22 protein-coding genes are annotated in these 26381 nt (G+C 68.8%); 7 read left to right on the top strand and 15 right to left on the bottom strand.

Translation table 11 applies throughout. From position 1 onward, the window contains the following. Positions 1-37: 37 nt before the first annotated feature. From ACIHAO_RS08765 to ACIHAO_RS08750, 4 genes are all read right to left on the bottom strand, one after another. Positions 38-694 carry a histidine phosphatase family protein gene (locus ACIHAO_RS08765; RefSeq protein WP_396555917.1) on the bottom strand — a complete coding sequence of 219 codons (657 nt, stop codon included), beginning with the start codon at positions 692-694 and terminating at the stop codon, positions 38-40. Continuing rightward, positions 695-1759, bottom strand: coding sequence for a phosphotransferase family protein (locus ACIHAO_RS08760; protein ID WP_396555915.1), 1065 nt, complete (start codon positions 1757-1759; stop codon positions 695-697). Continuing rightward, positions 1756-2508, bottom strand: coding sequence for an SDR family oxidoreductase (locus ACIHAO_RS08755; RefSeq protein WP_396555913.1), 753 nt, complete (start codon positions 2506-2508; stop codon positions 1756-1758). The genes ACIHAO_RS08760 and ACIHAO_RS08755 overlap by 4 nt, the downstream gene beginning before the upstream one ends. A 100-nt stretch (positions 2509-2608) precedes the next feature. Further along, on the bottom strand, positions 2609-3859 hold the full coding sequence (locus tag ACIHAO_RS08750; RefSeq protein ID WP_396555911.1) for a S8 family peptidase: 1251 nt from the start codon (positions 3857-3859) through the stop codon (positions 2609-2611). 261 nt (positions 3860-4120) lie between these two features. Between ACIHAO_RS08750 and ACIHAO_RS08745 the strand changes: the two genes are divergently transcribed. Then, positions 4121-5071, top strand: coding sequence for a hypothetical protein (locus ACIHAO_RS08745; RefSeq protein WP_396555909.1), 951 nt, complete (start codon positions 4121-4123; stop codon positions 5069-5071). Between the two features lie 120 nt (positions 5072-5191). Here the strand turns inward: ACIHAO_RS08745 and ACIHAO_RS08740 are convergent, their stop codons facing one another. Next, complete coding sequence (locus ACIHAO_RS08740; RefSeq protein ID WP_396555907.1) at positions 5192-6829, bottom strand: acyl-CoA synthetase; 1638 nt, start codon at positions 6827-6829, stop codon at positions 5192-5194. Between the two features lie 150 nt (positions 6830-6979). Here ACIHAO_RS08740 and ACIHAO_RS08735 point away from each other — a divergent pair, with 150 nt between their 5' ends. Next, entirely contained in the window at positions 6980-8686 is a 1707-nt protein-coding gene (locus ACIHAO_RS08735) for a bifunctional 3'-5' exonuclease/DNA polymerase (RefSeq protein WP_396555905.1), read from the top strand. 254 nt (positions 8687-8940) lie between these two features. Here ACIHAO_RS08735 and hrpA read toward each other — a convergent pair whose 3' ends face one another. The 6 genes from hrpA to ACIHAO_RS08705 all read right to left on the bottom strand — a co-directional run bounded on the left by hrpA (position 8941) and on the right by ACIHAO_RS08705 (position 17784). Beyond that, a complete protein-coding gene (gene hrpA / locus ACIHAO_RS08730; RefSeq protein WP_396556062.1) occupies positions 8941-12768 on the bottom strand; it encodes an ATP-dependent RNA helicase HrpA in 3828 nt (1275 codons plus the stop codon). 193 nt (positions 12769-12961) lie between these two features. Further along, positions 12962-14125: a lactate 2-monooxygenase gene (locus ACIHAO_RS08725; RefSeq protein ID WP_396555903.1), complete on the bottom strand. Its 1164-nt coding sequence runs from the start codon at positions 14123-14125 to the stop codon at positions 12962-12964. A gap of 13 nt (positions 14126-14138) precedes the next feature. Continuing rightward, a complete protein-coding gene (locus tag ACIHAO_RS08720) occupies positions 14139-15347 on the bottom strand; it encodes a cation:proton antiporter (RefSeq protein WP_396555901.1) in 1209 nt (402 codons plus the stop codon). Positions 15348-15390: 43 nt separating this feature from the next. Beyond that, positions 15391-15702, bottom strand: a complete 312-nt coding sequence (locus ACIHAO_RS08715) for a hypothetical protein (protein WP_396555899.1) — start codon at positions 15700-15702, stop codon at positions 15391-15393. 49 nt (positions 15703-15751) lie between these two features. Beyond that, positions 15752-16312 carry a GNAT family N-acetyltransferase gene (locus ACIHAO_RS08710; RefSeq protein ID WP_396555897.1) on the bottom strand — a complete coding sequence of 187 codons (561 nt, stop codon included), beginning with the start codon at positions 16310-16312 and terminating at the stop codon, positions 15752-15754. Further along, positions 16309-17784, bottom strand: a complete 1476-nt coding sequence (locus tag ACIHAO_RS08705; protein WP_396555895.1) for an APC family permease — start codon at positions 17782-17784, stop codon at positions 16309-16311. Before ACIHAO_RS08705 ends, ACIHAO_RS08710 begins: the two co-directional genes overlap by 4 nt. Positions 17785-17973: 189 nt before the next feature. On the opposite strand from ACIHAO_RS08705, the gene ACIHAO_RS08700 reads away from it, so the two are divergent. Next, complete coding sequence (locus ACIHAO_RS08700; protein WP_396555893.1) at positions 17974-18615, top strand: GPP34 family phosphoprotein; 642 nt, start codon at positions 17974-17976, stop codon at positions 18613-18615. Between the two features lie 19 nt (positions 18616-18634). Continuing rightward, positions 18635-19822, top strand: coding sequence for a saccharopine dehydrogenase family protein (locus ACIHAO_RS08695; protein WP_396555891.1), 1188 nt, complete (start codon positions 18635-18637; stop codon positions 19820-19822). Here the strand turns inward: ACIHAO_RS08695 and ACIHAO_RS08690 are convergent. After that, positions 19819-20223: a hypothetical protein gene (locus ACIHAO_RS08690; RefSeq protein WP_396555889.1), complete on the bottom strand. Its 405-nt coding sequence runs from the start codon at positions 20221-20223 to the stop codon at positions 19819-19821. The genes ACIHAO_RS08695 and ACIHAO_RS08690 overlap by 4 nt on opposite strands. A gap of 154 nt (positions 20224-20377) precedes the next feature. On the opposite strand from ACIHAO_RS08690, the gene ACIHAO_RS08685 reads away from it, so the two are divergent. Then, entirely contained in the window at positions 20378-21325 is a 948-nt protein-coding gene (locus ACIHAO_RS08685; protein ID WP_396555887.1) for an ArsR/SmtB family transcription factor, read from the top strand. Positions 21326-21431: 106 nt separating this feature from the next. Continuing rightward, the gene (locus ACIHAO_RS08680) at positions 21432-22283 is read left to right on the top strand and encodes a chitosanase (RefSeq protein WP_396555885.1); all 852 of its coding nucleotides are present in this window, start codon (positions 21432-21434) and stop codon (positions 22281-22283) included. Positions 22284-22375: 92 nt separating this feature from the next. Here ACIHAO_RS08680 and ACIHAO_RS08675 read toward each other — a convergent pair whose 3' ends face one another. Genes ACIHAO_RS08675 through ACIHAO_RS08665 form a run of 3 tightly spaced genes read right to left on the bottom strand, consistent with a single transcriptional unit; the run spans position 22376 to position 24549 of the window. After that, positions 22376-23368, bottom strand: a complete 993-nt coding sequence (locus ACIHAO_RS08675) for a PHP domain-containing protein (RefSeq protein ID WP_396555883.1) — start codon at positions 23366-23368, stop codon at positions 22376-22378. Between the two features lie 18 nt (positions 23369-23386). Continuing rightward, a complete protein-coding gene (locus ACIHAO_RS08670) occupies positions 23387-23890 on the bottom strand; it encodes a metallophosphoesterase family protein (protein WP_396555878.1) in 504 nt (167 codons plus the stop codon). Then, positions 23890-24549, bottom strand: coding sequence for a GntR family transcriptional regulator (locus ACIHAO_RS08665; RefSeq protein ID WP_396555876.1), 660 nt, complete (start codon positions 24547-24549; stop codon positions 23890-23892). The genes ACIHAO_RS08670 and ACIHAO_RS08665 overlap by 1 nt, the downstream gene beginning before the upstream one ends. Before the next feature lie 34 nt (positions 24550-24583). Between ACIHAO_RS08665 and araD the strand changes: the two genes are divergently transcribed. Further along, positions 24584-26302 carry an L-arabinonate dehydratase gene (araD, locus tag ACIHAO_RS08660; RefSeq protein WP_396555874.1) on the top strand — a complete coding sequence of 573 codons (1719 nt, stop codon included), beginning with the start codon at positions 24584-24586 and terminating at the stop codon, positions 26300-26302. Positions 26303-26381 lie beyond the last annotated feature (79 nt).

Here is a 26381-nt window from a genome sequence, read left to right as displayed (position 1 = left end):
GGCTGCCGAATCATGTGCCGCATTCCGGTGCGGGACACTAGCGGTAGGTGAGCAGTTCCGCGGCTTCCGCCTCGAAATGCGGATGTTCGTTGAACGACAGCAGGGTCACGCCGCCGCGGCCGGACACCAGTTTGGTGATGCCCGCGTTCACGGTGACCCGGTTCAGTTTCAGCAACCCTGCCTCGGGCGTGCCCATGAGCGCGCCGCAGACCGTCGCGATCACTCCGCCGGAGCTGAAGACGACGGCGTGCTCACCCTTGCCCAGTGACGCCACGACGTCGGCCAGCGCGCCCTTGACCCGCTCAAGGAACCGTGGCCAGGTTTCGGCGCACGGGCTGTCTTCACCGGCGGAGACCCAGGCGTTCAGCGCACCGTCCAAAGCGGCCTGATACGCCCGCGAATCGGTCTGCTGGACGCCGGCGGCGTGGTACTTCGCGATGTCGACGTGGTCGTACTCGTTCCAGCGTTCGTCCTCGACGACGGCGATCCCGGAGCCGAGCACCTTCAACGCCGTCGCGGCCGTGTCCCGTTGGCGGGCAAGGGAACCCGCTCGCGCCTGGGTGAATTCGACACCCCGCCGCAGCAGTTCTTCACCGACCACGGTGGACTGTTCGAAGCCGCGCGGCGAGAGCTGGTCGTAGTTCTCCGCGCCGAACGACGCCTGTCCGTGCCGGACCAGGTAGATCGCACCCATCTACGCTTGTCCTCCTCCGATGATCCGGCGGCAACGGCCGTCCAGATAGCCGACGAACTGCCACAGATCCTTGAACGCGGGATTGGTCGTCTGTCCACTGTGGAACCGGTTGTAGATTTGCTGGATCACCACCGCGAGCCGGAACAGGCCGTACACCTCGTAAAAGGTCCAGTCGCCGATTTCGAGCCCGGATCGCTCCGCGTACCGGCGCACGAACTCCCCGCGCGTGTACATCCCGGGTACGTGCGTCGGCTGACGGCGGCTGAGCTTCATGACGTCGTCATCGTCGTCCTGCACCCAGTACGCCAGGGTGCTGCCCAGTTCCATCAGCGGATCGCCGAGGGTGGCCATCTCCCAGTCGAGCACGCCGACGATGTCGAGATCGTCGTCGAGTACCAGGTTGTCGAGCCGGTAGTCGTTGTGGATCAAGCAGATCTTGACCTCGGACGGCTGGTTCTCCTTCAGCCACGCCATCACCTCGGCGCAGTCCGGGACGTTCTCGGTGCGTGCCTTGAGGAACCGCTCCGACCAGCCGCGCACCTGACGCTCGACGTAGCCGGCGCCCTTGCCGAGATCGGCCAGCCCGGCGGCCTCGATGTCGACGGCGTGCAGCTCGACCAGCCGGTCGACGACCTTGCCGCACAGCTCGCGCGCGCCCTCCGGCGGCAGTTCGAGACCGGCGGGCAGATCTCCGCGCAGGATCAGGCCTTCAAGGCGTTCCATCACGTAGAAGTCGCCGCCGAGCACGGTTTCGTCGTCGCAGAAGGCGAGAACCTCGGGCACGTACGGGAAGACCGGCCGCAATCCTTGCTGAACCCGGAACTCGCGGCGCATGTCGTGCGCGGACGCGGCCTTGTGCCCGAGCGGTGGGCGCCGCAGGATCAGCTCGCGGTCCGGATAGGTCAGCAGGTACGTGAGATTCGAGGCACCGCCGGGAAACTGCCGGACCTCGGGCGGCGAGTCGCCGAGCCCGGAAATCCGGCCGGCCAGCCAGGCGTGCACCGCGGCCGGGTCGAACGAGTCCTCTCCGCGTACCTCGACGGTCTTGTCCGGCACCAGCGTCATGCGAACTTCTTCAACACCGACGCCGGGACGAACGGGAACACCTTGGCGAGCACCGCCCACGGCCACGAGGGCACGTACGCCTTCGCGGTTTCCGACTCGATCGCCTTGACCAGCGCCTGCGCGCCCGCCTCCGCCCTCGTCCCGAGGGGCACCTTCGTGATGTCCTCGTTCATCTCCGATTCGATGAATCCGGGCAGCAGCGTGGTGACCTTGATCGGCGTCTTCATCAGCTCGATCCGCGTGCCCTCGGCCAGCGCCGAGACGCCCGCCTTCGAAGCGGCGTACGCGGTCAGATTGCCTGGGAAAGCGCGAAGTGCGGAGAAGGAGGAGACGACCACCAGGTGGCCGTCCTTCTGCTTGCGGAAGATGCCGACGGCGGCCTCGATCTGGGCGGCCGCGGCGAGGAAGTTCGTCTGGAGGGTCTGCCGGTTGGCGTCGAACCGGCCTGAGCCGATGGGCTGCCCCTTGCCGAGTCCCGCGTTCACGATCACGCGGTCGAGGGAGCCGAGTTCCTCGCGGAACTCCTCGAAGACGGCGAAGACCTGGTCGTGGTCGTTCACGTCCAGCTTCCGGGTGACCACCCTGATGCCGGGATAGGCCTTCTTGAGTTCCGCGGCGAGGGCTTCCAGCCGTTCGACACGGCGGGCGGCCAACGCCAGGTCGCGGCCTCTGGCGGCGTACTGCCTGGCCATTCCCTCGCCGAGTCCGGAGCTCGCCCCGGTGATCAGGATGTTCTTCCGCAGGACCATGGACTGGAGCTTACCGGTTGGTAACAAGTCTGGTACCCCTCGGACAGGGGGCTGCCCCCGGCGCCTGGAGTACGCCGGGGGCAGCCTGTCCGAAAGGGTCTTACTTGACCTGGAGCAGCTTGTTCGCCGTTCCGCCGGTCGGGTTGCTGATCTTGCCGTCCGCGGCGGCGCCGACCAGGCCTTCGGCGACCTGGGCCGGGGTGGCCTCGGGGTTCGCCGAGAGGTACAGCGCGGCGGCACCGGCGACGTGCGGCGCGGCCATCGAGGTACCGCTGATGGTGTTGGTGGCGTCGTCACCGGTGCCCCACGTCGAGGTGATGTCGACACCCGGCGCGTACAGGTCCACGACCGAACCGTAGTTCGAGAAGCTGGCCTGCTTGTCGGTCTTGTCGCTGGCGGCCACCGTGATGGCCTCCTTCACCCGGGCGGGCGAAGTGGTGCCGGCGTCGGAGGACTCGTTGCCCGCCGCGAGCGCGAAGGTCACGCCCTTGTCGATGGCGCCCTTGACCGCCGCGTCCAGGGCGTCGTCCGCGCCGCCGCCCAGGCTCATGTTGGCGACCGACGGGCCCTTGGCGTTCGCCGCGACCCAGTCGACACCGGCGACGACACCCTCGGTGGTGCCGCTGCCGTTGGCGTCCAGCACGCGGACGCCGACGATCTTCACTCCCTTGGCCAGGCCGTGGTCCGTGCCGCCGATGGTGCCGGCGACGTGCGTGCCGTGGCCGTGCTCGTCGTTGGGGGTGTCGTCGTTGTCGACGAAGTCCTTGCCGCCGGCCGCGCGGTCACCGAAGTCCTTGTGCGAGCCGCGGACACCGGTGTCGATGACGTAGGCGGTGACGTTGTCGGCCTTCGTCGGGTACGTGTACTTGGTGTCGAGCGGCAGGTCGGCCTGGTCGACGCGGTCGAGGCCCCACGACGGCGGGTTGTCCTGGGTCTCGCTGATCTTGAACGTCTTGTTCTGGACGACGTACGCGACCTGCGGGTCGGCGGCGAGACGCTTCGCGGCGGCCTCGTCGGCCTTGATCGAGAAGCCGTTCAGCGCCGAGCCGAACGTGCGGGACAGCGTGGTGCCGTACTGACCGGTGAGGCCCTGCGCCTTCGAGGCGACGTTCGCGGTGACCTCGCTCGCCGCGGCCACGCCCTGGCCGACCGCGGTGGGCTTGAGGACGACGATGTAGCTGCCGCCGACGGCGTTGGCCGCACCCGCGCCGCGGATCTCGCCCTGCTGGTCGGCGTTGGCGGCACCCGCGCCGAACGTGGCGACCGCCGCGGTCACACCGGCGATGGCGACTCCCGCCACCAGGCCACTACGGGTCTTTCGGGACTTCAGGTTCTTCCGGGACTTGCTCACTGGTTCCCTTCCTGCCGCGCCGTGCGGATCACCCGGGAGGATGATCGTTGCTGAGAGCCATGCAAGCCGGTGCGCTGGTGGCCGGGCAATGATTCACAGTTACCAGTACTAGGCCATTCGGCGTAACGACGCTCACCCGAAAAGTCGTTTTCTCCTGGCAGAAGGTGTCCCTGAAGCGTTACCTCAGACTGTTAAAGTTATTCGTGTTGTTATCAACCGGGCGGTGTCAGGGAACGGCAGACGGGGGCGGTCGGTCAGCATATGGTGGCGGGGAGCGCGGCGGACCGAGTGACCACGGACGATGAAGAACAGCCGCGTACCGCGTTCGCCACCGCGCTGCGCTCGGCCATCGCCACCAGCGGCCTGAGTCTCGACCGTATCCAAGCCCGGCTGCTCGCGCGCGGCGCTTCGGTGAGCGTGACCGCGCTGAGTTACTGGCAATCGGGCAAACGTCAGCCGGAACGGCAGAGTTCGCTGTCCGCGGTCCGGGTCCTCGAAGAGGTCTTGGCGATCCCCGCCGGTTCGCTGCTCAGCCTGCTGCCGCCGCCGCGACCGCGCGGGGCGTCGTCACGCCGCAGCCGGGCGACCACCGAGCAGCCGCTGACCTTCCCACTCGAAGCGCTCCAGGCGCTGCTGGAGAAGGTCGGCGCGCCCAACGCGCTCGAACAACACCATCAGCTGAAACTGGTCGGCCTGCACGACCTGTGCGAGATCGCGGAGGACGGCGGGCAACGCGCGGTGACCGCGCGGGCGGTGTTCCAGGCGGGCGCGGACGGGCAGGACCGCTGGCTGCTGGTCTACGCCCAGGGTGACCCGGAGGCCGGGCCGCCGGTGCTGAACACGCTGCGCAACTGCCACGTCGGCCGCGCCGAAGTCGACGACGAACACGGGCTCACGGTGGCCGAACTGCTCTTCGACCGGCCCATCGACCGCGGCGAAACGCATCTGATCGAGTACTCGCTCACCAACCCCGGCCCGCCGTACCCGGAATGCCGGAACACGCATTACCGCGAGTTCCGGCGTCCCGTCCGCGAGTACCTGCTGGAGGTCCGGTTCGACCCGGGCACCGTCCCGGCGAAATGCTGGCAGTACTCCAGGCAGGGGACCTCTCCGCTGGACCGGAAGGAACTCAAACCGGACCAGGGCAACGGCGTCCACGCCGTCGCCCTCGACTTCGGCCCCGGCGTCTTCGGCATCGACTGGGAGTACTGATCGCCTCGGTACCAGTGCCCTTGCCCGCCTGAGTACATGAAGGCCTCCTTGAGGGACCCAGAGTCCCTCAAGGAGGCCTTCACGGACCGAGCCTGGCACCAACGCGGCCGGTACCGGCGCTCATTGCAGCTTGTTCCGCAGCACCTTCCCTGTCGCGTTGCGCGGTAGCTCGTCGAGGAACTCCACGTCGCGCGGCACCTTGTACCGGGCGAGGTTCGCCTTGACGTAGTCCCGCACCCCCTCGACGTCCAGATCCGACTTCTCGGCCCGCACCACGAACGCCTTCAGCCGCTGCCCGAAGTCGGGATCCGCGACGCCGACGACCGCCGCTTCGATCACGTCTTCACGTTCGACCAGCAGGTTCTCGACCTCGATCGGGAAGACGTTCTCGCCGCCGGAGACGATCATTTCGTCGTCGCGGCCATCGATGAACAGCAGGCCGTCCTCGTCGAAGTGGCCGACGTCGCCACTGGAGAGCAGCCCGTCGATGATCTCCTTGTTACGCCCGTCGGTGTAACCCTGGAAGCTCAGCCCGCTGCCGACGAACACCCGGCCGGTGACATGCGGTTCGGTGATCTTGCCGCCCTTTTCGTCGTACAGCGCCACCTTGCAGCCCACCGGCGCGCGGCCGACCGTGCCCGGCGCCTTGCGCCAGTCCTCCGGGGTCGCCACCGTCGCGACCGCGACCTCGGTGGAGCCGTAGAGGTTGTGCACGACGTCGCCGAACGCTGCGGTCGCGCGGTTCCCCAGATCCGGTGACAACGCGGAGCCCGCGACGAAGATGATCCGCAGGCACGAGGTGTCGTACTTGGCGCGGACCTCCTCGGGCAGATCGACGATCCGTTGCAGCATCGTCGGCACGAGGACCAGCGTGGTGCAGCGGTTCTCCGCGACGCCGCGCAGCGTCTCCTCCGGCACGAACTTGCGCCGCATGACGACCTTCGAACCGAGCGCGAAGGACAGGATGAACTGCGACAGTCCGGTGCCGTGGAACAGCGGCGCGCCCATGTAGGTCGCCTCGCCGGTCCGCAGCGGGATGCGGTCGAGGAACTGCGCGGAGGCGAGCGCGGAAGTGTGCGGCCGCGGAGCGCCCTTCGGCGTCCCGGTGGTGCCGCTGGTCAGCAGGATGAACCCGCCCGGTTTCGCGGGCGCGGGCCACGGGCGGTCGTCGGTGCTGGCGACCAGTTCGGTGACGATCGGGATCTCGTGCCCGGAGAGCTCGGCGTCCGAATCGACCCACGCGAGGTAGTGGTCGACGTCGCCTTCGACCGCGTCCAGCAGGTCGGTGAACTCCTGGTCGTACACGAGCGCCGTGACGCCTTCGCGTTTCGCGACGTCCGCGAGCTGCGGTTTGGCGAACCCGGTGTTCATCAGCAGCAGCTTCGCGCCGAGCTTGCCCGACGCGAGCATCGTCAGCACGAGACCGCGGTGGTCGCGGCAGAGCGCGGCGATCACCGAACCCGGGCCGAGGCCGCGTTCGGACCATGCCCTGGCCAGCGCGTTCGACTGCGTGTCGAGCTGTTTGAAGGTCAGCGGGCCGAGCTCGTCGATGATGCCGGTGGCGGTCGGGTCCCGGCGGGCGGCGATCATGTTCGCCCCGGCGAACGGACCCCACTTCCGCACCATGACCAGCGAACGCAGGCCCTCGTCGACCCGCGGGATGGGGAGCAGGCCCGCTTGACGCATCACGTCGATGCTGCGCACGGTCTCGGTCACCTTGCCCGCCACCAGGGTGGCGAGGCCGGTGGGGTTTCTCATCCGGGCACCTCCGTTGCTGCTGCGGCGAGACACCATGCCGCCGGCGGTTCGCGTACCGGCGGTATGGGGTTGCTACTCGACAGTAGCCGACCGATAGCGCAGGCGCACTAGCCGTCTGGTGACAGAAATGTCGGGGGGAACCACCACAATGTGAGTGTGCAGGCGATCGCAGGTCAAGAGGAGGATGGCGACTTCGCGATCGCTCTTTCCGGGCAGCCGCCGCGGCGGGGTATGAAGCTCCCGGAGTTCGTCGACGAGGTACGGCGCCTGGAGGCGGAGCACTCACCCCGTTGGGTGTTCCCGTCGGTCGAAGGGACGTACCCGGCGTTGATCAAGGCGGGCGTCCGGGTGCGGCGCTGTCATGACCTGGCGCTGACCGAGGGATTGCTCCTGGCCCACGAAGGCCGTCCGCAGGAGTCGCGGAGCCTGCGTGCCGCGCTGGCCAGGGCGAACGGGCAGGAGGCGCCCGCCGACGAGCCGCCGCTCTGGGCCGAGGACGACCAGCCGACGCTGTTCGAGACACGCGGCCCGAGGCTGCCCTCCGGTGTCACTGTGCTCGACGCGGCGCGCCGGGTGCTGGCCGAGCAGGAGAAGCGGGTCGCCGTCACCGATCACCCAGAGCGGTTACGGCTGCTCTTCGCGGCGGAATCGGCGAGCGCGCTGGCGGCGGCGGAGATGTCGGCCGACGGGCTGCCGTGGCGGGCCGACCTGCATTCGGCGTTGCTCGCCGACCAGCTCGGGCCCCGCGTTCCGGCCGGGCACCGGCCGAAGCGGCTGGTCGAGCTGGCGGCGAAGATCAGCGACGCGTTCGGCGGGCGGCCGGTCAACCCGGACGCCCCGGCCAGCGTCGTCCGGGCCCTCGGACGGGAGGGCATCGAGGTCACGTCGGCCAGGAAGTACCTGCTGCGCGACATCGACCATCCCGCCGTCCCGCCGCTGCTGGAGTACAAGGAACTCGCGCGGCTGCATTCGGCCAACGGCTGGACGTGGCTCGACGAGTGGGTGCACGACGGCCGGTTCCGCCCGCATTACGTCGTCGGCGGGGTGGTTTCCGGTCGCTGGGCGAGCCGGGGCGGGGGCGCGCTGCAGATCCCGAAGATCCTGCGGACCTGCGTCCGGGCGGATCCGGGCTGGAAACTGGTGGTCGCCGACGCCGCCCAGCTGGAGCCGCGGGTGCTGACGGCATTGTCCGGAGACCGCAAACTGGCCGAAGTCGCCGCGGCCACGGATCTGTACGCGAGCCTCGCCGAGGCGATGTTCTCCGGAGTGCGCCGCGTGCCGGTGCCGGCTTGGGACGACAGGGACGACCGGGACCGCGCGAAGATCGCGATGCTGTCGGCGATGTACGGCGGCACGTCCGGCGAGGCGGGGCCGCTGCTGGCGTTGCTGCGGACCAGGTTCCCCGACGCGGTGTCCTATGTGGAGCGTGCCGCGCAGGCGGGGGAACGCGGTGAGCGCGTCCGCTCCCGGCTGGGCCGCACGTCGCCCGCGCCGTCGGAAGCCTGGCGCGCGCTGACCGGCGGCGTCGCGGAGGACGAGGCCGGCGAGCTCAAGGCCAGGCAGGCTTCCCGCAACTGGGGCCGCTTCACCCGCAACTTCGTCGTTCAGGCGAGCGCCGCGGACATGACCGCGATCCTGCTGGCGACCCTGCGGAGCAAGCTCCCCTCCCCCGCGCACCTGGTGTTCTTCCAGCACGACGAGGTACTGGTGCACACCCCGGCCGAGTTCGCCGACGAGGTCTCGCAGTCCATTGTGGACAGCATGACCGAGGCGGCGCGGATGATGTTCGGCCCCGCTTGCCCGGTCCGGTTCCCGCTGCACATCGCCGCCGTGGACACCTACGCCGACGCGAAGTGACCCCCGCGCCCGCAATTAGTCACCTACTTGCGCCGGTCGAGCCACTCGCGCGCCTGATCCGGGCCGCAAGTAGGTGACTAATTGCGGCGGCGGCGGGTGTCGTCCGGCCAATCACGCGAGTTCCGTCTTTCACGCCACGGGACGCGTGTGATGGGGCGGCGAACTCGCGTGATCAGACGGACGACTCGCGTGATCAGAGAGCGAACTCGCGTGATTGAAGGCGTAACTCGCGTGATTGGAGGCGGAACTCGGGGTCAGGAGGCGGCGTCGTCCAGGGCCTTGATGACCCGCTTCAGGGAGACGGGGTGGGCGGTACCGAGTGTCTGGGCGAAGAAGCTGACCCGCAGTTCCTCGATCATCCACCGGATCTCCCGCAGCGCGGGCGACGACGTGCCGGGCGGCAGCGCGTCGAGCGCCGACTGGTACTCGTTGCGGAGCCAGGCGATGTCGCCGGTGCGCTGGATGTCGCGGGTGGGCTCGGTCGGGAGTTTCTCCAGCCGCCGTTCGATCCCCCGCAGGTACCGGACGACGTGCTTCAGCCTGTCCTGTCCGGTTTCGGTGACGAAACCCTTGTGCACCAAGCCGTCCAGCTGCGTGCGGATGTCGGCGAGCGAATCCGCCGGGCCGCGGGTGTCGGCCAGCCGCGTTTCGACGTCGTTGGCCGCGCGCAGGATCTTCTCGACGTTGGCCAGCACGTCGAGCACTCCGGGGTTCAGCCCGGCGCGCACCTTCTCCAGCAGGACGGCGAAGCCGGCCTCGTCCCAGCGCGGGCCGCCGTTGTCGGCCACGAGTTTGTCGACGGCGCAGTCGACGCAGTCTTCGAGCAGTGCCGCCACGGAGCCGTGCGGATTCCGGTTCAGCACGAGTTTCGACGAGTTGCCGAGGTTGCGGGTGATGAACTTCATCGGTGACGGCAGATTCAGCCGCAGCATCCGCCGCGTGCCCGCCCACATCGACTGTTCCTGCTGCCCCGGCGTGTCCAGCAGCCGCACCGCGACGGTGCCGCCCTCGTCCACCAGCGCCGGATACGCCTTGACGTCGTGCCCGCGCTGTTTGCTCGCGAACACCTTCGGCAGCTCGCCGAACGCGGGGGTCGTCAGGCCCTGGCGCTCGATGCTGTCGGCGGCCTTCGAGATCGTCGCGCGCACCTGGCCGCTCAAGTCTCGTTTGAGTGCCTCGATGTCCTTGCCCTCGGATACCTTCTTGCCGCGGACGTCCACCACGCGGAAGGTCATCTTCAGATGTTCGGGGACCGCCGACAGCTGCCAAGCGTCGTCGGGGATCACCACCCCGCGCAACGCCTCCAGTTCGTCGGCGACCGCGTGCAGCAGCGGACCGTCGGCCGGGCCGACCCGCGACAGCACCAGCTTCGCGTGGTCGGGCGCCGGCACGAAGTTGCGCCGGATCGCCTTGGGCAGCGACTTGATCAGCTGCGTCACCAGTTCTTCGCGCAGGCCAGGGACCTGCCAGTCGAAGCCGTCCGGGGTGACCTGGTTCAGCACCGGCAGCGGGATGTGCACGGTGACGCCGTCCGCGTCCGCGCCCGGCTCGAACTGGTACGTGAGCTTGAAGGTCTGGCTGCCTTGGGTCCAGAAGTCGGGGTAGTCGGCCTCGCGGATGCCGCCCGCGGTCTCGTTGATGAGCATCGTCTTCTCGAAGCTCAGCAGGTCGGGCTCGGTGTGCCGCGCCTTCTTCCACCAGCTGTCGAAATGCCGCGCGGAGACGACGTCGGCCGGGACACGCTGGTCGTAGAACTCGAACAGCGTCTCGTCGTCGACCAGGATGTCGCGGCGGCGCGCCCGGTTCTCCAGGTCTTCGACCTCGTCGAGCAGCGCGCGGTTCTCGCGGAAGAAGTGGTGCCTGGTCTCCCAGTCGCCTTCGACGAGCGCGTGCCGGATGAACAGCTCGCGGCTCACCTCGGGGTCGATGCGACCGTAGTTGACGCGGCGGTCGGCGACGAGCGGGACCCCGTACAGGGTCACCTTCTCGAGCGCCATCACCGCGCCCTGTTTGCGTTCCCAGTGCGGCTCGGAGTAGTTCCGCTTCACCACGTGACCGGCGAGCGGCTCGACCCATTCCGGCTCGATCCGCGCGTTGACCCGGCCCCAGAGGCGTGAGGTTTCGACCAGCTCGGCCGACATCACGAACCGCGGCTGCTTCTTGAACAGCGCCGAACCCGGGAACACCGAGAAACGCGCCCCGCGCGCGCCGAGATAGTCGCCCTTGGCCGGATCCTTGAGGCCGACGTGCGACAGCAGCCCGGCGATCAGCGACGTGTGCACCCGTTGCGGATCGGCCGGGCCGTCCGTGCCGAGGGTGATGCCGAGCGGTTTGGCCAGCTGACGTAGCTGGCTGAAGATGTCCTGCCATTCGCGGATGCGCAGGTAGTTCAGGTACTCGTTGCGGCACATCCGGCGGAACTGGTTGGTGGACAACGCCTTCTGCTGCTCGGTGACGTACTCCCACAGGTTCAGGTACGCCAGGAAGTCCGACGTCTTGTCCGCGAACCGCGCGTGCTGCTCGTCCGCCGCCTGCTGCTTCTCCGCCGGCCGCTCACGCGGGTCCTGAATGGACAGTGCGGCGGCGATGATCATCACTTCGCGGACGCAGCCGTTGCGGGAGGCTTCCAGCACCATCCGCGCCATCCGCGGGTCGACCGGGAGCAGCGCGAGCTTGCGGCCGGTCTCGGTGAGCTTCTTGCCGTCGGTCATGTCGAAGGCGCCGAGTTCCTGCAGCAACTGGACACCGTCGGTGACCTGACGGCGGTCCGGCGGCTCCACGAAGGGGAACGCCGCGATGTCGCCGAGGCCGAGCGAGGTCATCTGCAGGATGACCGACGCCAGGTTCGTCCGCAGGATCTCCGGATCGGTGAACTCGGGCCGGGCGTCGAAGTCGTCCTCGGAGTACAGCCGGATGCAGATACCGTCGGACGTCCGGCCGCAGCGGCCCTTGCGCTGGTTCGCCGACGCCTGCGACACCGGCTCGATCGGCAGCCGCTGCACCTTGGTGCGATGGCTGTAGCGCGAGATGCGCGCGGTGCCGGGGTCGACGACGTACTTGATGCCCGGCACGGTCAGCGACGTCTCGGCGACGTTCGTGGCGAGGACGACGCGGCGCCCGGTGTGCCGCTGGAACACCCGATGCTGGTCCGACGACGAAAGCCGGGCGTACAGCGGCAGGATCTCGGTGTTGCGGAGGTCCTGTTTGGACAGGGCGTCCGCGGCGTCGCGGATCTCCCGCTCGCCGGAGAGGAACACCAGGATGTCGCCCGGCCCCTCGTGCTGGAGTTCGTCGACGGCGTCGCAGATGGCCTGTGTCTGGTCGCGATCCTGGTCGGCGTCCGGATCGTCGGGGTCGATGATCGGCCGGTAGCGGACCTCGACCGGATACGTCCGGCCGGAGACCTCCACGATCGGAGCGTCGCCGAAGTGCTGGGAGAACCGCTCCGGATCGATGGTCGCCGAGGTGATGATCACCTTGAGGTCGGGGCGGCGCGGCAGGAGCTGTTTGACGTAGCCGAGGATGAAGTCGATGTTGAGGCTGCGCTCGTGTGCCTCGTCGATGATCAGCGTGTCGTACTGGCGCAGCATCCGGTCGGTCTGGATCTCGGCGAGCAGGATGCCGTCCGTCATCAGCTTGACCAGCGTGTCCTGGCCGGAGTGGTCGGTGAACCGGACCTTGTAGCCGACGGCCTCGCCGAGTTCGGTGTTCAGCTCGGAGGCGATGCGGTCGGCGACCGTGCGCGCGGCCAGCCGCCTCGGCTGTGTGTGCCCGATCTGGCCGCGGATGCCGCGGCCTAGTTCGAGACAGATCTTCGGCAGCTGGGTCGTCTTCCCGGAGCCTGTCTCCCCCGCGACGATCACCACCTGGTGGTCGCGGATGGCCTCGGCGATCTCGTCCTTGCGCTGGCTGACGGGCAGCTCTTCGGGGAACGAGATCTTCGGGACGTTGTCGCGCCTGCGCGTGACCCGCAGTTCGGCGGCCTCGATGTCGGCCTCGATCTGCGCGGCGAGCGACTCGGCGTTGCGCGCTTTCCGGGCACCGTCGAGCCTGCGCCGGAGGCGGTGCTCGTCGCGCGACATGAGTTCGGGCAGGCGAGCGCGCAGGGCGCCGAGCGGGGAAGGTTGAGAAGCCATGACCGGCACCAGGATAGCCGTGCGTCACGATCCCGGCCTCCGAATATCCCGCACGTCACCACCACCCCTCGCAATTCGGCACCTGGTTGCGGTGGTTGGCAGGGCGAACTACCGCAAACAGGTGCCGAATTGCGAGGGTTCAGGAGCGCGTGAGGGAGCCGGGGGTGAGGTCGGCCAGGGTCCGGTGCCCGGACAGGCCCATGGTCAGGTCGAGGTCGGCGAGCAGGCTCCGCAGCACGTGCCGGACGCCGTCCTCCCCCGCGTGCGCCAGGCCGTACACCCACGGCCGCCCCACCAGCACGGCCTTCGCCCCGAGCGCGAGTGCCTTGGCGATGTCGGCGCCGGTGCGGATGCCGGAGTCGAACAGGATCTCCAGCCGGTCGCCGACCGCGGCCACGATCTCCGGGAGCGCGTCGAGCGAGGCGATCGCCCCGTCGACCTGGCGGCCGCCGTGGTTGGACACGACGATCCCGTCCATCCCGGCCTCGACGGCGCGGCGCGCGTCGTCGGGGTGCTGGATGCCCTTGAGCACGATCGGCCCGTCCCAGTGCTCGCGCAGGAACGGCAGCCGATCCCAGGTGCTGTCCGTACCGGTGATCATCGAGATCCAGCGCAGGATCGCGGTGGGCGGGTCCTCTTCGGGCGACTTCTCGAGCAGGCCGCGGAACACCGGGTCGCTCAGCGGGACGCCGAGCCCGATGCCCTTGATGAACGGGAGGTACGCGTGGTCGAGGTCGTTCGGGCGCCACGCGAGCGTCCAGGTGTCGAGCGTGACCACGAGCGTGGTGAAGCCCGCGGCCTTCGCTCGCGCCAGGATGCTGGCGCAGACCTCGTTGTCCGTCGGCCAGTACAGCTGGAACCAGCGCGGCCCCTCGCCATTGGCCTCGGCGACGTCCTCGATGCTCGTGGACGACGCCGTCGACATGACGTACGGCAGGCCGACCGACGCCGCCGCGCGAGCGGCCGCCGGTTCGGCGCCCTCGTGCACGATCGACTGGACACCGACCGGCGCCATCAGCACCGGCGCCGGCACCGGCGTCCCCAGCACCGTCGTCGACAGATCGCGTTCGGTGGCGCCGGTGAGCATCCGGGGCACCAGGCGCCAGCGGTCGAACGCCTCCCGGTTGGCGCGGGCCGTGGCGCCGGAACCGGCCGAGCCCGCGACGTACCAGAACGGCCCCGGCTCGAGGATCTCCCGCGCGGACTCCTCCAGCTTCGTGGCGTCGGTGGAGCACGGCGGGAAGGTCCCGCCGAGCCCCTGCAGGTAGATCTCGTTCTGGTAGCCGCCGAACCGCTCCGTCACCCGGGCCTCCTCGTCACATCGCCCTGGCCGGCTCGTCGCGGCGGGTCGAGCCTCGGACAATACTCGCCGGTAGCAACCAGGTGAGTTTCTCGGAACGGATGACCGCGACTGGACCGATCACGGCCAGCAGCAGGACGTAGCCCGCGACGAACGGCGCGACCCGCGAGTCCAGTCCGGCGGCGGTCGCCATCGCGGCGAGCACCAGCGAGAACTCGCCACGGGTGAGCACGGTCAGCCCGATGTTCACCCCGGACTGGCGATCGAACCCGTTCAGCCGCGCGGCGAGCGCGCCCGCGCCCAGGTTCAGCACGATCGTCAGCGCCACCGCGATCAGCACCGGCACGACCACCGAACCGACCGCGTTCGGGTCGATGCTGAGCCCGAAGATGAAGAAGAACAGCGCGCCGAACGCGTCCCGCAGCGGAAGGACCAGTTTGTGGATGCGCGGCGCGACCTTCGACCCGCCGAGCATCATGCCGACCATGAACGCGCCGATGGCGTCGGACACCCCGACCTCTTCGGCGACGGCGGCACCCATGACCGCGACACCGACGAAGCAGACGGTCAGCAGTTCGTCGTCGGCCGAACCGAACAGCTTCGACACCACGCGGCCGCCCCAGCGGGCGAGCGCGGCCATCACGAGCAGGAACGCGAACGCCTTGCCGAAGTCGGCCGCGGCCGAGCCGAACGTCCCGGCACCGGACAACACCGGCTGCAGCAACGCCAGGTACAGGGCGAGGAACAGGTCCTCGATCACGATGATGCCCATGATCAGCCGGGATTCGGGATTGTTCATCCGGCGGGATTCGAGCAGGAGTTTGGTGACGATCGCCGACGACGAGATACCGATGGCCCCGGCGATGACCAGCGCTTCCCTGGTCCCCCAGCCCAGCAGGAAGCCGAAGCCGAGCCCGCCGCCGATGTTGAGGACCAGGTAGATCAGCCCGGACCAGACGAGTTTGCGCCCGCCCTTGGCCAGGTCGTCGAGGGAGAATTCGAGGCCGAGGTAGAACAGGAGGAAGACGAGACCGAGCCCGGCGAGCACACCGAGTTCGGCCGGATCGTCCACAAGGGACAGTCCGGGGGTGTTGGGGCCGAAGACGAAACCGGCCAGCATGAACAGGGGGATGGTCGGCAGCCCGATACGGGCGCCCGCTCTGGCGATGACACCGGCGGCGAGGAACGCCCCGCCGACGGCCAGCAGGGCATGACCGGAACTCATGGAGACCTCCGATGGATGGCTGATGCGGCGATATGAGAACCGCTCAGCGCGGAGGCGCCCGTGCGGGCGCCTGCGGCACCGCACGGGTGACGACGACGGGTTCGCCCTGTTCAGGGGCTTCACCGGCGTCGGGGAGGTCGACGGCCGCCGTTTCGGCGGGTACGTCGGCGAGGGGAACGTCTTGCCCGCCGTGGAAGGCGGGCAGCGGATGGGTCGCGAAGACGGCGACCGGATCTTCGGTCGCCGTCCGGCCGTGCCCGTGGGGAACGGTCGGCGTGACGAAGGCGAAGACGAGCAAGATCAGGAGAAAGAAGACGGAACGGTGCCGTGGTGCGGGGGCACGGGTCGTCGTCATCTGACCGCTACTTTACCAGTCCTTTATAGACATATCGACGAGGGATCCGTCACGGCTCCCGCCACATGGGCAGCATCGGCGGCCCGCCCTCGGCCGCGAACGCCGGGCCGTGATCGCGGAAACCCAGCCGCCGGTACAGTTTCGCGCTTTCCGAAGTGCTGGCCTCCAGGTACGCGGGCACCGCGCCATACCTGTCGAGCCCGTGCTTCAGCAGCCGTGCGCCGATCCCCTGCCGCTGCGCGCTCTTGCGGACGCCGACGAACTGCGCGTGGTGGTACTCGCCGCCGGGGGCGTGCTCGGTCATCACCTCGAACACCGCCGCGAGCCTGCCGAGTTCTTCCCCGGTGAGCCCGGCGAACGCGTCATCGTCCATGCCCTCCTCGCCGCCGGGCGACCAGAGGACGGCGGCGGACAGGTCTCCGGCGACGTCGAGGTGGCCGCCCGCGGCCAGCGCCCCGAGCACGACCGCCCGGTGGAAGATCGGCAGCGCCACCGCGCGGCGCTCGTCACCGGGAAAGGCCCAGACGCTCACGGGGTCGTCGTGGAAGGCCTCGGACAGCACGTCGACCGCGGTGTCCATTTCGGACGGTTCGGCGGCGCGGAAGATCATCGGACCGCCCTCGGCCCGACGGGTTCGGCGCCCTCGTCTTCCGGTGGACCGCCGATGGCGGCATACGTGCCGGGATCCTTGGTCCGCAACACTTCCGCACGCAGGAAACCGATCAGTGCCGCGACGAGCACGAGACCGGGCAGGCCCCAGCGCAACAGGAACGTCCCGGCCGGTCCGAGCAGCAGATCGAAGTTGGCCAGGATCAGCGCGAGGACGGCCGACAACGCGAGGATCGCCAGCCCCGGCGCGATCCAGCGGCGCCAGGCGTTTTCGGCTTGACGGCGCCGTTTGAAAAAGCCGATCACCGAAAGCGAGACGGCGATCATGATCACCACGACGCCGGTGGACGCCGTGGTGCCGAGCCAGGTGAACAGTTCGGTCACCGGGTCGCGGTCCGCGATCGCGAACAGCGACACGACCGCCAGCGCCAGCGCCGTCTGCGTGAGCGAACCGGCCACCGGCGCGCCGGTGCGTTTGCTGGTCTTGGCCAGCGAGCGCGGCAGCAGCCCTTCCCGGCCCAGCGCGAAGAAATACCGGGCGACGGCGTTGTGGAAGCTCAGCAGCGCCGCGCACTGCCCGGTCACGAACAGCGTGTACGCGACGTCGGAGAACGTGCCACCGAGATGCTCGCCCGCCAGGTTGAACAACAGGTCCGGGCCCTGGGCGGCCGCGGCGGTGACGATGACGTCCGGCCCGGTGCCCACGGCGAGCGCGAGCGAAGAGACGACGTAGAGCACCGCGGTGAGACCGATCGCCGCGAACGTCGCCCGGCCGACCGTGCGGCTGGGTTCCCGCGTCTCCTCGCCGTAGGTCGCCGCGCCCTCGAAGCCGATGAACGCGGCGGCGGAGAACGCGAACACCGCGCCCGCACCGGTCGTGAACAGGCTCGACGGTTCCAGCGGAACCCAGGAGACACTGCCGCCCGCCGGATTCGCGAACAACGCGATGTCGACGATCGCGACGACGGCGACCTCGAGGCACAGCGCCACCCCGAGCACCTTGGCGTTGAGGTCGATCCGCAGGACACCGAGCGCGCCGACGATCAGCACCATCACCAGCGCGCACAGCCACCACGGCGGCGGGGAGCCGGTGAGGGTGCCCAGCCACGTCGACACCGACCAGCCGAACAGGCCGTAGATGCTGATCTGGATGGCGTTGTAGGACAACAGCGTGACGAACGCGATCCCGGCGCCGGTGGATTTGCCGACGCCGTTGGCGACGTAGGGATAGAACGCGCCCGCGTTGGTGATGTAGCGGCTCATCGCGGAGTAGCCGACCGCGAACAACCCCAGGATCGGGGCGAGCAGAAGGAACGAGAGCGGAACCCCGACACTGCCGGTGACCGCGTAGTTCGTCGGGACCCCGCCCGCGATGGCGAAGAGCGGACCCGCCGCGGCCACCACGAAGAAGACGATCTGCGCGGCTCCGAGCCGTCGATGGCCGAGACCGCGCCGCGGTCTTTGCGTACCCATGAACCCGTCCCCCCGGACGTCGGTTTGGCGCTGAAGGCTCTTGATCTTGCGAGAGCCATCCCACCCTAGGGCCGGGCACCCCGGCGAGGTACGTCCGTTCAGGCTAAAAACGGACCTCGGGTCGCAGCGGTACACCCGCTACCGCTACCTTGGCCGTCCCGCACCACAACGCCGGAGGGCGTGCCATTCATGCGTCGGCTGACCTTGGTCGATTCCCTGTTCTTCCTCGCCCACGACGAGTTCACCGGAAAACCCGCGCTGCGCCGCACGGGACTCGGCATCGGAATGGCCGGTTCCGCGCTCTGTGATCTCCTTCTCGCCGAGCGGATCACCGTGGAACGCAAGCGAATCCGCCCGCTGACCCGGCGCGGTCTCGCGCATCCACCGCTGGATCGGGTGTTTTCCGAAATCCTCCGCGAACGCGAGCCGCAGACCGTCCGGGAATGGGTCTCCCATCTGCGTCACGAGCTGGGTGACACGGTCGCGGAGAATCTGCTCGCCGCGGGCGTGATCGACCGGGAGACCGATCGGATGCTCATGCGGAAGAATCACCGGTACCCGCCGCGTGATCTGCTGATGTCGACGGCCGCGCGCAGCAAGTCGAGGGCGGCCGTCCTCGGCACCGAACAGCCGGATCCGCATTCGGTCTGCCTGGCCCTGCTGGCCTGGACCATCGGTCTCGACGACTTCTGCGAACCCGAACTAGACCGCGCCGGCCTGCGGACCTGGGCCGAGTCCACGCACCGGGACCTCCCGAGGGCGCTCGCCGAGCTGATCACGGGGGTGGACGCGGTGAGCGCCGCCGTCGTCTACACCGGCGACAGGCGATGACCGGCGGTAGCCTGACGCCATGCCCACCGATCGTGACCACGACGTCGTCCTGTTCGGCGCCACCGGGTTCACCGGTGGCCTGACGGCGGAATATCTCGCCCGCGCCGCCCCGCCCGGTCTGCGCCTCGCCTTGGCCGGCCGTGATCCGGTCAAACTGGAAGCATTACGTGAAAAGCTTTTCTCGATCAACCCGGCGCTTTCCGGGATGTCGTTGTTGCGAGCCGACGTCTCCGATGCGGACTCGCTGCGGAAGGTCGCGGAGTCCACGAAGGTCGTCGCCACCACTGTCGGCCCGTACGTCCACTACGGAGAGCCGCTGGTCGCGGCGTGCGCCGAAGCCGGGACCGACTACGCCGATTTGTGCGGCGAGCCCGAGTTCGTCGACAGGATGTATGTCGCCCACCATGCCCGCGCCGTCGAAACCGGCGCCCGGCTGGTGCACGCGTGCGGATTCGATTCGATCCCGCACGACCTCGGCGCCCTCTTCACTGTTTCCCAGCTGCCGCAAGGGAAACCGATCCGGATCGACGGCTACGTGCGGGCGGGCGCGATGCCGTCGGGCGGCACTTTCCTTTCGGCGCTGACGGCGTTTTCGCGGCTGCCGTCGAGTTTCCGTGCCGCACGGGACCGCGCCGCGGCCGAACCACGGCCGGACGGCCGCCGGGCGCGTGCGACGCTCGGCACCCCGCATCGCAACCCCGACGGTTTCTGGGCGGTGCCGCTGCCGACCATCGACCCGATGATCGTCGAGCGGTCCGCCGCGGCACTCCCCGCGTACGGCCCCGACTTCACGTACCGGCATTTCGCGGCGGTCAAACGGCTTCCGGTGGTGGCCGCCGGAGCCGCCGGAATGGGCCTCGTCTTCGTCGCCGCCCAAATCCCGCCCGCCCGGCGAGCGCTGTCGAAGCTGGTGAAGCCCGGCGGCGGCCCGGACGAGCAGCGGCGCGCACGGTCGTGGTTCTCCGTGCGGTTCCACGCCGAAAGCGGCGGTGAACGCGTCGTGACCGAGGTGTCCGGCGGCGACCCGGGCTACGGCGAGACGGCGAAGATGCTCGGCGAGTCCGCGCTGTGCCTGGCGCTGGACGACCTGCCCGCGACGGCCGGGCAGGTCACCACGGCGACCGCGATGGGGCAGGCGCTGATCGACAGGCTGAGTGAAGCGGGCCTGCGGTTCGCGACACTGCCCCACCGCGTGATCAAGGACTAGCCCGCCGCGACCGAGGACAGGTGCGCCCACGGATTCGCGGCCTTGAGGCCGGTGAAGGTGAACTTCTGATTCGTGTCCTTGGGGCAGGCCTTCCGGCTGGTGTCCCAGCGGTTCTCGCTCGGCCAGTACACCTTGAGCACGATGCAGCGGTGGTCGGCCGCGCTGTCGTAGACCTTGCCCTTGATCGTGACGGTGTTCCCGCTGCAACTCACCCAGAACTCGGTCCACCCGCCGGGGATGGGCTCGTTGAACTGGAAGTCCCGGCACTTCAGCTGCCAGCTCTTGGTCGTCGCCGCGGAAACCTCCCCGCTGGTCGCCGCAGTGGCGGGAGTGGCCGCGAACAGCGACCCGAACGCCATCACCGCACCCGTGGCGGCGAGACCGAATTTCCTGATGCTCATGTTCATCCCCTCGGTAGTGGACCCTGCTCCACGAACCGTCCCAGGCGCCCCGAGTCGCCCGGCGCAGTTTTAGTTCTGGCTGAAACATCGCCAAGCCGCGCGTTTCATGCGTTAATTCCTCCGGGGACCTGGGGAGGGGGAAGCTGTGCTGCGCGTGCATTTTTCCGGAGAGGATCTCGGCAGGGTCAGGGTCGCGACGAGGCCGGATCCGTTGTGGGAGACGACGCTGAGCCTGCATCGGCTGCAGCGTGGGGACGGTGGCCTGCCGGTACGGAAGTGGCGCGGCGCCGTCCGCAGCCGTCTCCCGAAGGCCGCCGGGCCGTTGCTGACGCTGGTCCCGCCCAGCGGGTACTTCCCCGACTTCCTCACGCCGTCCGGCGAAGACCTCGAAGAGCAACTGGAACTGGTGAGCGGCACCAAGCGCCGCGCCCTGCGCCGGGATCTGGCGATCTTGGCCCGATCCCGGCGGCCGACGCCGTGGGCGCGGGATCTGGGTGACGCCAACCCGGCGGCGCTCGGCGCGCTGACGCGAGCGGTCCGGTCGTACCACCAGGCGGCGATCGAGCCGGTCTGGAACGACATCCTCGCGTGCTTCGACCGTCAGCGCGTGAGACAGGCGCGGATTCTGCTCGCGGACGGCGTCGAAGGACTGTTGCGCGGCCTCTCCTCCGCGATGCGGTGGGAGGCACCGGTGCTCGAGGTCGACTACCCGGTGCACCACGACCTGCATCTCGACGGGCGAGGGCTGCTGCTCATCCCGTCGTTCTTCTGCTGGCGGACCGGGGTGACCCTGGTCGAGAACGACCGGGTGCCGGTGCTCGTCTACCCCATCGAAGAGCAACTTCCCGAAGTCGTGCCCCACGACCACGGCTCCGCCCTGTCCACACTGCTGGGGCACACCCGTGCCGCCGTACTGGAGACGATCGAAGACGGCGGGCGGACCTGCGATGTCGCGCGGCGCGCCGGGATCTCCATGTCCTCGGCGAGCCAGCACGCCACAGTGCTGCGTGAAGCGGGTCTCGTGCTGAGTGTGCGTGAGGGCAACACCGTGCGCCATCACCTCACGCCGCTGGGGTCGGCCTTGCTGCGCAAAAATCTTTGACCGTCTTGCCCCCTTGCCGGAAACTGTCACCCGTGGTTATCGTGTGCGCACGCCGCAGTTACACCTGACAGAAGATGACAATTCTCTGTGGAAAGGGACACCTTTCATGAGTGACACCCTGCGGCCCGCGATGCGCCGCGCTCTCGGCGCGGTCTCCGTTCTCGCTCTCGCCGTTTCCGGCCCGGTCGCGCTCTCTTCGCTGGCGTCCGCCGAGCCCGTCCCGGCGTCGGCGTCGATCTTCGCCTCCGGCGGCGACCTCGCCTCGCCGGAGAAGAAGGAGATCGCGATGCAGATCGTCTCCAGCGCGGAAAACTCTTCCCTGGACTGGAAAGCACAGTACTCGTACATCGAGGACATCGGTGACGGACGCGGGTACACCGCCGGCATCATCGGGTTCTGCTCCGGCACCGGGGACATGCTCGAACTCGTCGAACGCTATACGAACTCGGCCCCGGACAACCCCCTCGCGGAATACCTCCCGGCACTGCGCAAGGTCGACGGAAGCGATTCGCACGAAGGCCTCGGCAGCGGTTTCGAAAACGCGTGGCGGGAGGCCGCCGGTCGCGAGGACTTCAAGGCGGCGCAGAACAGCGAACGCGACCGCGTCTATTTCGACCCGGCGGTGAACCAGGCGAAATCGGACGGTCTGGGCGCACTGGGACAATTCATCTATTACGACGCCATCGTGATGCATGGCCCGGGCACCAGCCAGGCCAGCTTCGGCGGCATCCGCTCGGCCGCGCTCCAACAGGCGAAGCCGCCCGCGCAGGGCGGTGACGAGACGGCGTACCTCAAGGCGTTCCTCGACGCGCGGCGCATCGTCATGAAGCAGGAGGAGGCGCACGCGGACACGTCGCGGATCGACACGGCGCAGCTGGTGTGGCTCAACGACGGCAACCTCGACCTGCACACCCCGCTGAAGTGGGCGGTGTACGGGGACCCGTACGAGATCAACTAGCGCTTCGCCGCCTCGGCCCGGATGTCATGAAAGGGTCGTTCAGGACATCTTTTGTCCTGAACGACCCCTTCATGACACACGCGGGTTGCCACTCACGACGCCAGCAGGTCCTCGGCGGTCCGTGTGTTGATCACCCGGTCCGGCTCGATCCCCAGTTCGTTGGCCCGCGCGCAGCCGTAGACGAGCCAGTCCAGCTGGCCCGGCGCGTGCGCGTCGCTGTCGATGGCGAAGTCGCAGCCCAGGTCCACGGCCAGGTTCAGCAATCGCGTCGGCGGGTCCCGGCGTTCGGGACGCGAGTTGATCTCGACGGCGACCCCGTTGTCCCGGCAAGCGGTGAACACCGCCTCCGCGTCGAACTCCGATTCGGGCCGTTTCCCGCGGCCGCCCATCACCAGCCGCCCGGTGCAGTGTCCCAGCACCCGGACCCGCGGATGCTGGACGGCGGCGAGCATCCGCGGCGTCATCTCCCGCGCGGGCATCCGCAGTTTCGAATGTACGCTCGCGACGACGAAGTCCAGCTGCTCCAGCAGGTCTTCCTCCTGGTCGAGCGTGCCGTCGAGGTGGATGTCGACCTCGATGCCGTGCAGGATCCGGAACGGCGCCATGGTCTCGTTCAGTTCCGCGACGACGTCCATCTGCCGCCGCAGCCGCTCGGGCGAGAGGCCGTTGGCGACGGTGAGGCGCGGCGAGTGGTCGGTCAGCACCATCCATTCGTGGCCGAGCGCGCGGGCGGCCTCGGCCATCTCCTCGATCGGGCTCCCGCCGTCGGACCAGTCCGAATGGGTGTGGCAGTCGCCGCGCAACGCCGCCCGCATCGGACCGCCGTCGGGCAGCTTCGGCTCGCCGATCTTCTCGAAGTACGCGGGCCGGCGTCCGGCGAGGACGTCTTCGACGACGGCCGCCGTCGCCTTGCCGATGTTCGGCAACGCGGTCAGCGTGCCTGCCTCGGCACGTTTGCGCAGGTCATCAGGCTTGACCTTGGCGATCACCGAGGCCGCCTGCCGGAAGGCCCGCACCCGGTAGGTCGGCTCGCCCGCGCGCTCCAGCCGGAACGCGATCTCCCTCAACGCCTGCGCCGGTTCCATGGCTACCTGTCTACCCCGTCAGCGGCGAAGAGGCAGCTCATGCAGAACGACGTCGCGCAACTCGCCGTCGCGGATCTCGGCGGTCTGGTACGTGCAGAACGGCTGCCGCCGCCGGTCCGTGGGCGAGCCGGGGTTCAGCAGCCGCAGCCCGTTCGGCGTGACCGTGTCCCACGGGATGTGGCTGTGCCCGAACACGAGGACGTCGGTGTCCGGGAACTGTTCGTCGCAGCGACGCTCGCGCCCCTGCTTACCGCCGGTTTCGTGGATGACCGCGAGACGGACGCCGCCGAGGTCCGCCCGCGCGATCTCGGGGAGCCTCGCCCGCAGGTCCGCGCCGTCGTTGTTGCCGTAGACCCCGATGAGCCGCTTGCTCCGGGCCTCGAGTTCGTCCAGCAGGGCGACCTCGACCCAGTCGCCGGCGTGGACGACGACATCCGCCGCTTCGACCTCGCGCCAGACCTGATCCGGCAGCGCCTTCGCGCGCAACGGCAGGTGGGTGTCGGCGATGAGCAGCAGGCGCATCATTCGTCTCCGATCGCTCCGACGATCCGGTCCAGGAAGTCTCCGATGTGCGCGCGCAGCAGCCCCGCCGCACCCTCGGCGTCACCTTTCTTGGCCGCCGCCAGTACCGCTTTGTGCTCGGTCCATTCCTTGCGCCAACTGGGATTCGTCTCCCAGCCGACCACGGAGATCAGCGCGGCGCGATCCCTGAGGTCGTCCAGCATCGAGACCATCAGCGGATTGCCGCAGCCGCTGTAGAGCGCGCGGTGGAACCGGCGGTTGAGCAGGCTGAGCGCGGCCTGATCCTTGCCCGCGATCGCCGCCGACGCCTCCTTCAACGCCTCCGCAGCGTCTTCGAGCAAGTCCGGCGAGCGCCGTTCCACCGACCGGCGCACCGCTTCGGGCTCCAGCACCATGCGGACGTCGTAAACGAACTTCGCCAGCTCCGCGTCCACCACGCACACCGAAGCACCCTTGTACGGGCTGAACAGCACGAGTCCCGTGTTCGACAGCACTTTGAGCGCCTCGCGGACCGGCGTCTTCGACACGCCGAGCCGCGCCGCGAGTTCGGCTTCGACCAACGGCTGGCCCGGCTTCAACTCCCGGGTGAGGATGCCGCGGCGGATCTCCTCGAGCACCACTTCGGTGCGGGAGGCGGGCAGGCTGAAGGTCGACGACATGAGCGGATCATATATGAGATGTCATACTCGTGGCATGAGGAACCCCGAGGAACTCCGCAGTCACCGCTGGTTCGGCGGCGGCGAACTGCGCGGCTTCAGCCACCGGGCCCGGAGCAGGCAACTGGGTTACAACCCGGAGGAGCACCTCGGGAAACCCGTCATCGCGATCCTCAACACCTGGAGCGACATCAACCCCTGCCATATGCATCTGCGCGAACGCGCGGAACAGGTCAAACGCGGGGTGTGGCAGGCGGGCGGCTTCCCGCTGGAGTTCCCGGTCGCGACCCTGTCGGAGACCTTCCAGAAGCCGACACCGATGCTCTACCGCAACCTGCTTTCGCTGGAGACCGAGGAAATCCTGCGGTCCTACCCGATCGACGGCGCGGTCCTGATGGGCGGCTGCGACAAGACGACACCGGCGTTGCTGATGGGCGCGGCGAGCGCGGGCCTGCCCGCCATCTTCGTTCCCGCGGGGCCGATGTTGCGCGGGCACTGGCGGAACGAGGTGCTCGGCAGCGGCACCGACATGTGGAAGTACTGGGACGACAAGCGGGCCGGGCTGATCGGCGACGAGGAACTGTCCGAATTGGAGCGTGGGCTGGCACGTTCTCCCGGAACCTGTATGACGATGGGGACCGCGTCCACGATGATGTCGGTCGCCGAAGTGCTCGGGCTGACCTTGCCCGGCGCGGCGTCGATCCCCGCCGTCGACTCGGCGCACCACCGGATGGCCGCGGCGAGCGGCGCGCGTGTGGTGGACATGGTGTGGGAGGACCTCACCATCACGAAGATCCTCGGCGAACGCGCGTACGCCGACGCGATCACCACCGTGCTGGCGCTGGGCGGCTCCACCAACGCCGTCATCCACCTGATCGCGATGGCCGGTCGCGGGCGGATCCCGTTGTCCGTCGACGATTTCGACGCGATCGCGCGCCGGGTCCCCGTGCTGGCGAACGTCCGCCCGGGCGGCGACTGGCTCATGGAGGATTTCTACTACGCGGGCGGGCTTCCCGGCCTGCTCTCGCGGCTGACCGATCTGCTGCACACCGATCGTGTCACCGTCACCGGCCGCACCCTCGGCGAGAACCTGAAAACGGCGCGGGTGCACAACGACGACGTCATCCGCACCCGCGAAAACCCTGTCGCCACCGAAGGCGGAGTCGCGGTGCTGCGTGGCAATCTCGCTCCGTCGGGCGCGGTGATCAAACATCTCGCCGCCGATCCCCGGCTGCTCGTCCACACTGGACCCGCGGTGGTCTTCGACGACTACCGGGACTTGAAGAACCGCATCAACGATCCCGCTCTCGGCATCACCGAGGAATCCGTTCTGGTGCTGCGCGGGTCCGGTCCGCTCGGCGGCCCCGGCATGCCCGAATACGGGATGCTGCCGCTGCCCGATCACCTGCTGGCCAAGGGGGTCCGGGACATGGTGCGCGTGTCCGACGCCCGGATGAGCGGCACCAGTTACGGCGCGTGCGTGCTGCACGTCGCGCCGGAGTCCCATGTGGGCGGACCGCTCGCGCTGGTCCGCGACGGCGATCCGATCACCTTGGACGTCCCGTCGCGACGGCTGAGCCTCGACGTCGATGATGCGGAATTGCAACACCGCCGGGAACGGTGGACCCCACCGCCCCCACGCTTCGAACGGGGTTACGGCGCGTTGTATTCCGAACACATCACGCAAGCCGACGAGGGCTGTGACTTCGACTTTCTCGCCAGAGTGGGCGAAAATCCGGAACCTGACGCCCAGTGACCACCCGACGGAGTGACCCGCTCACCCAACCGGGCGAGTTGCACGACCACAAAACGCGCCCCGTATCTTGAACCTACGT

Origin of the sequence: Amycolatopsis sp. NPDC052450 (genome assembly GCF_044547565.1) — a bacterium.
Lineage (GTDB): Bacteria > Actinomycetota > Actinomycetes > Mycobacteriales > Pseudonocardiaceae > Amycolatopsis.
The sequence above is the reverse complement of the archived record's forward strand: the minus strand, read 5'-3'. Positions and strand labels throughout refer to the sequence as shown.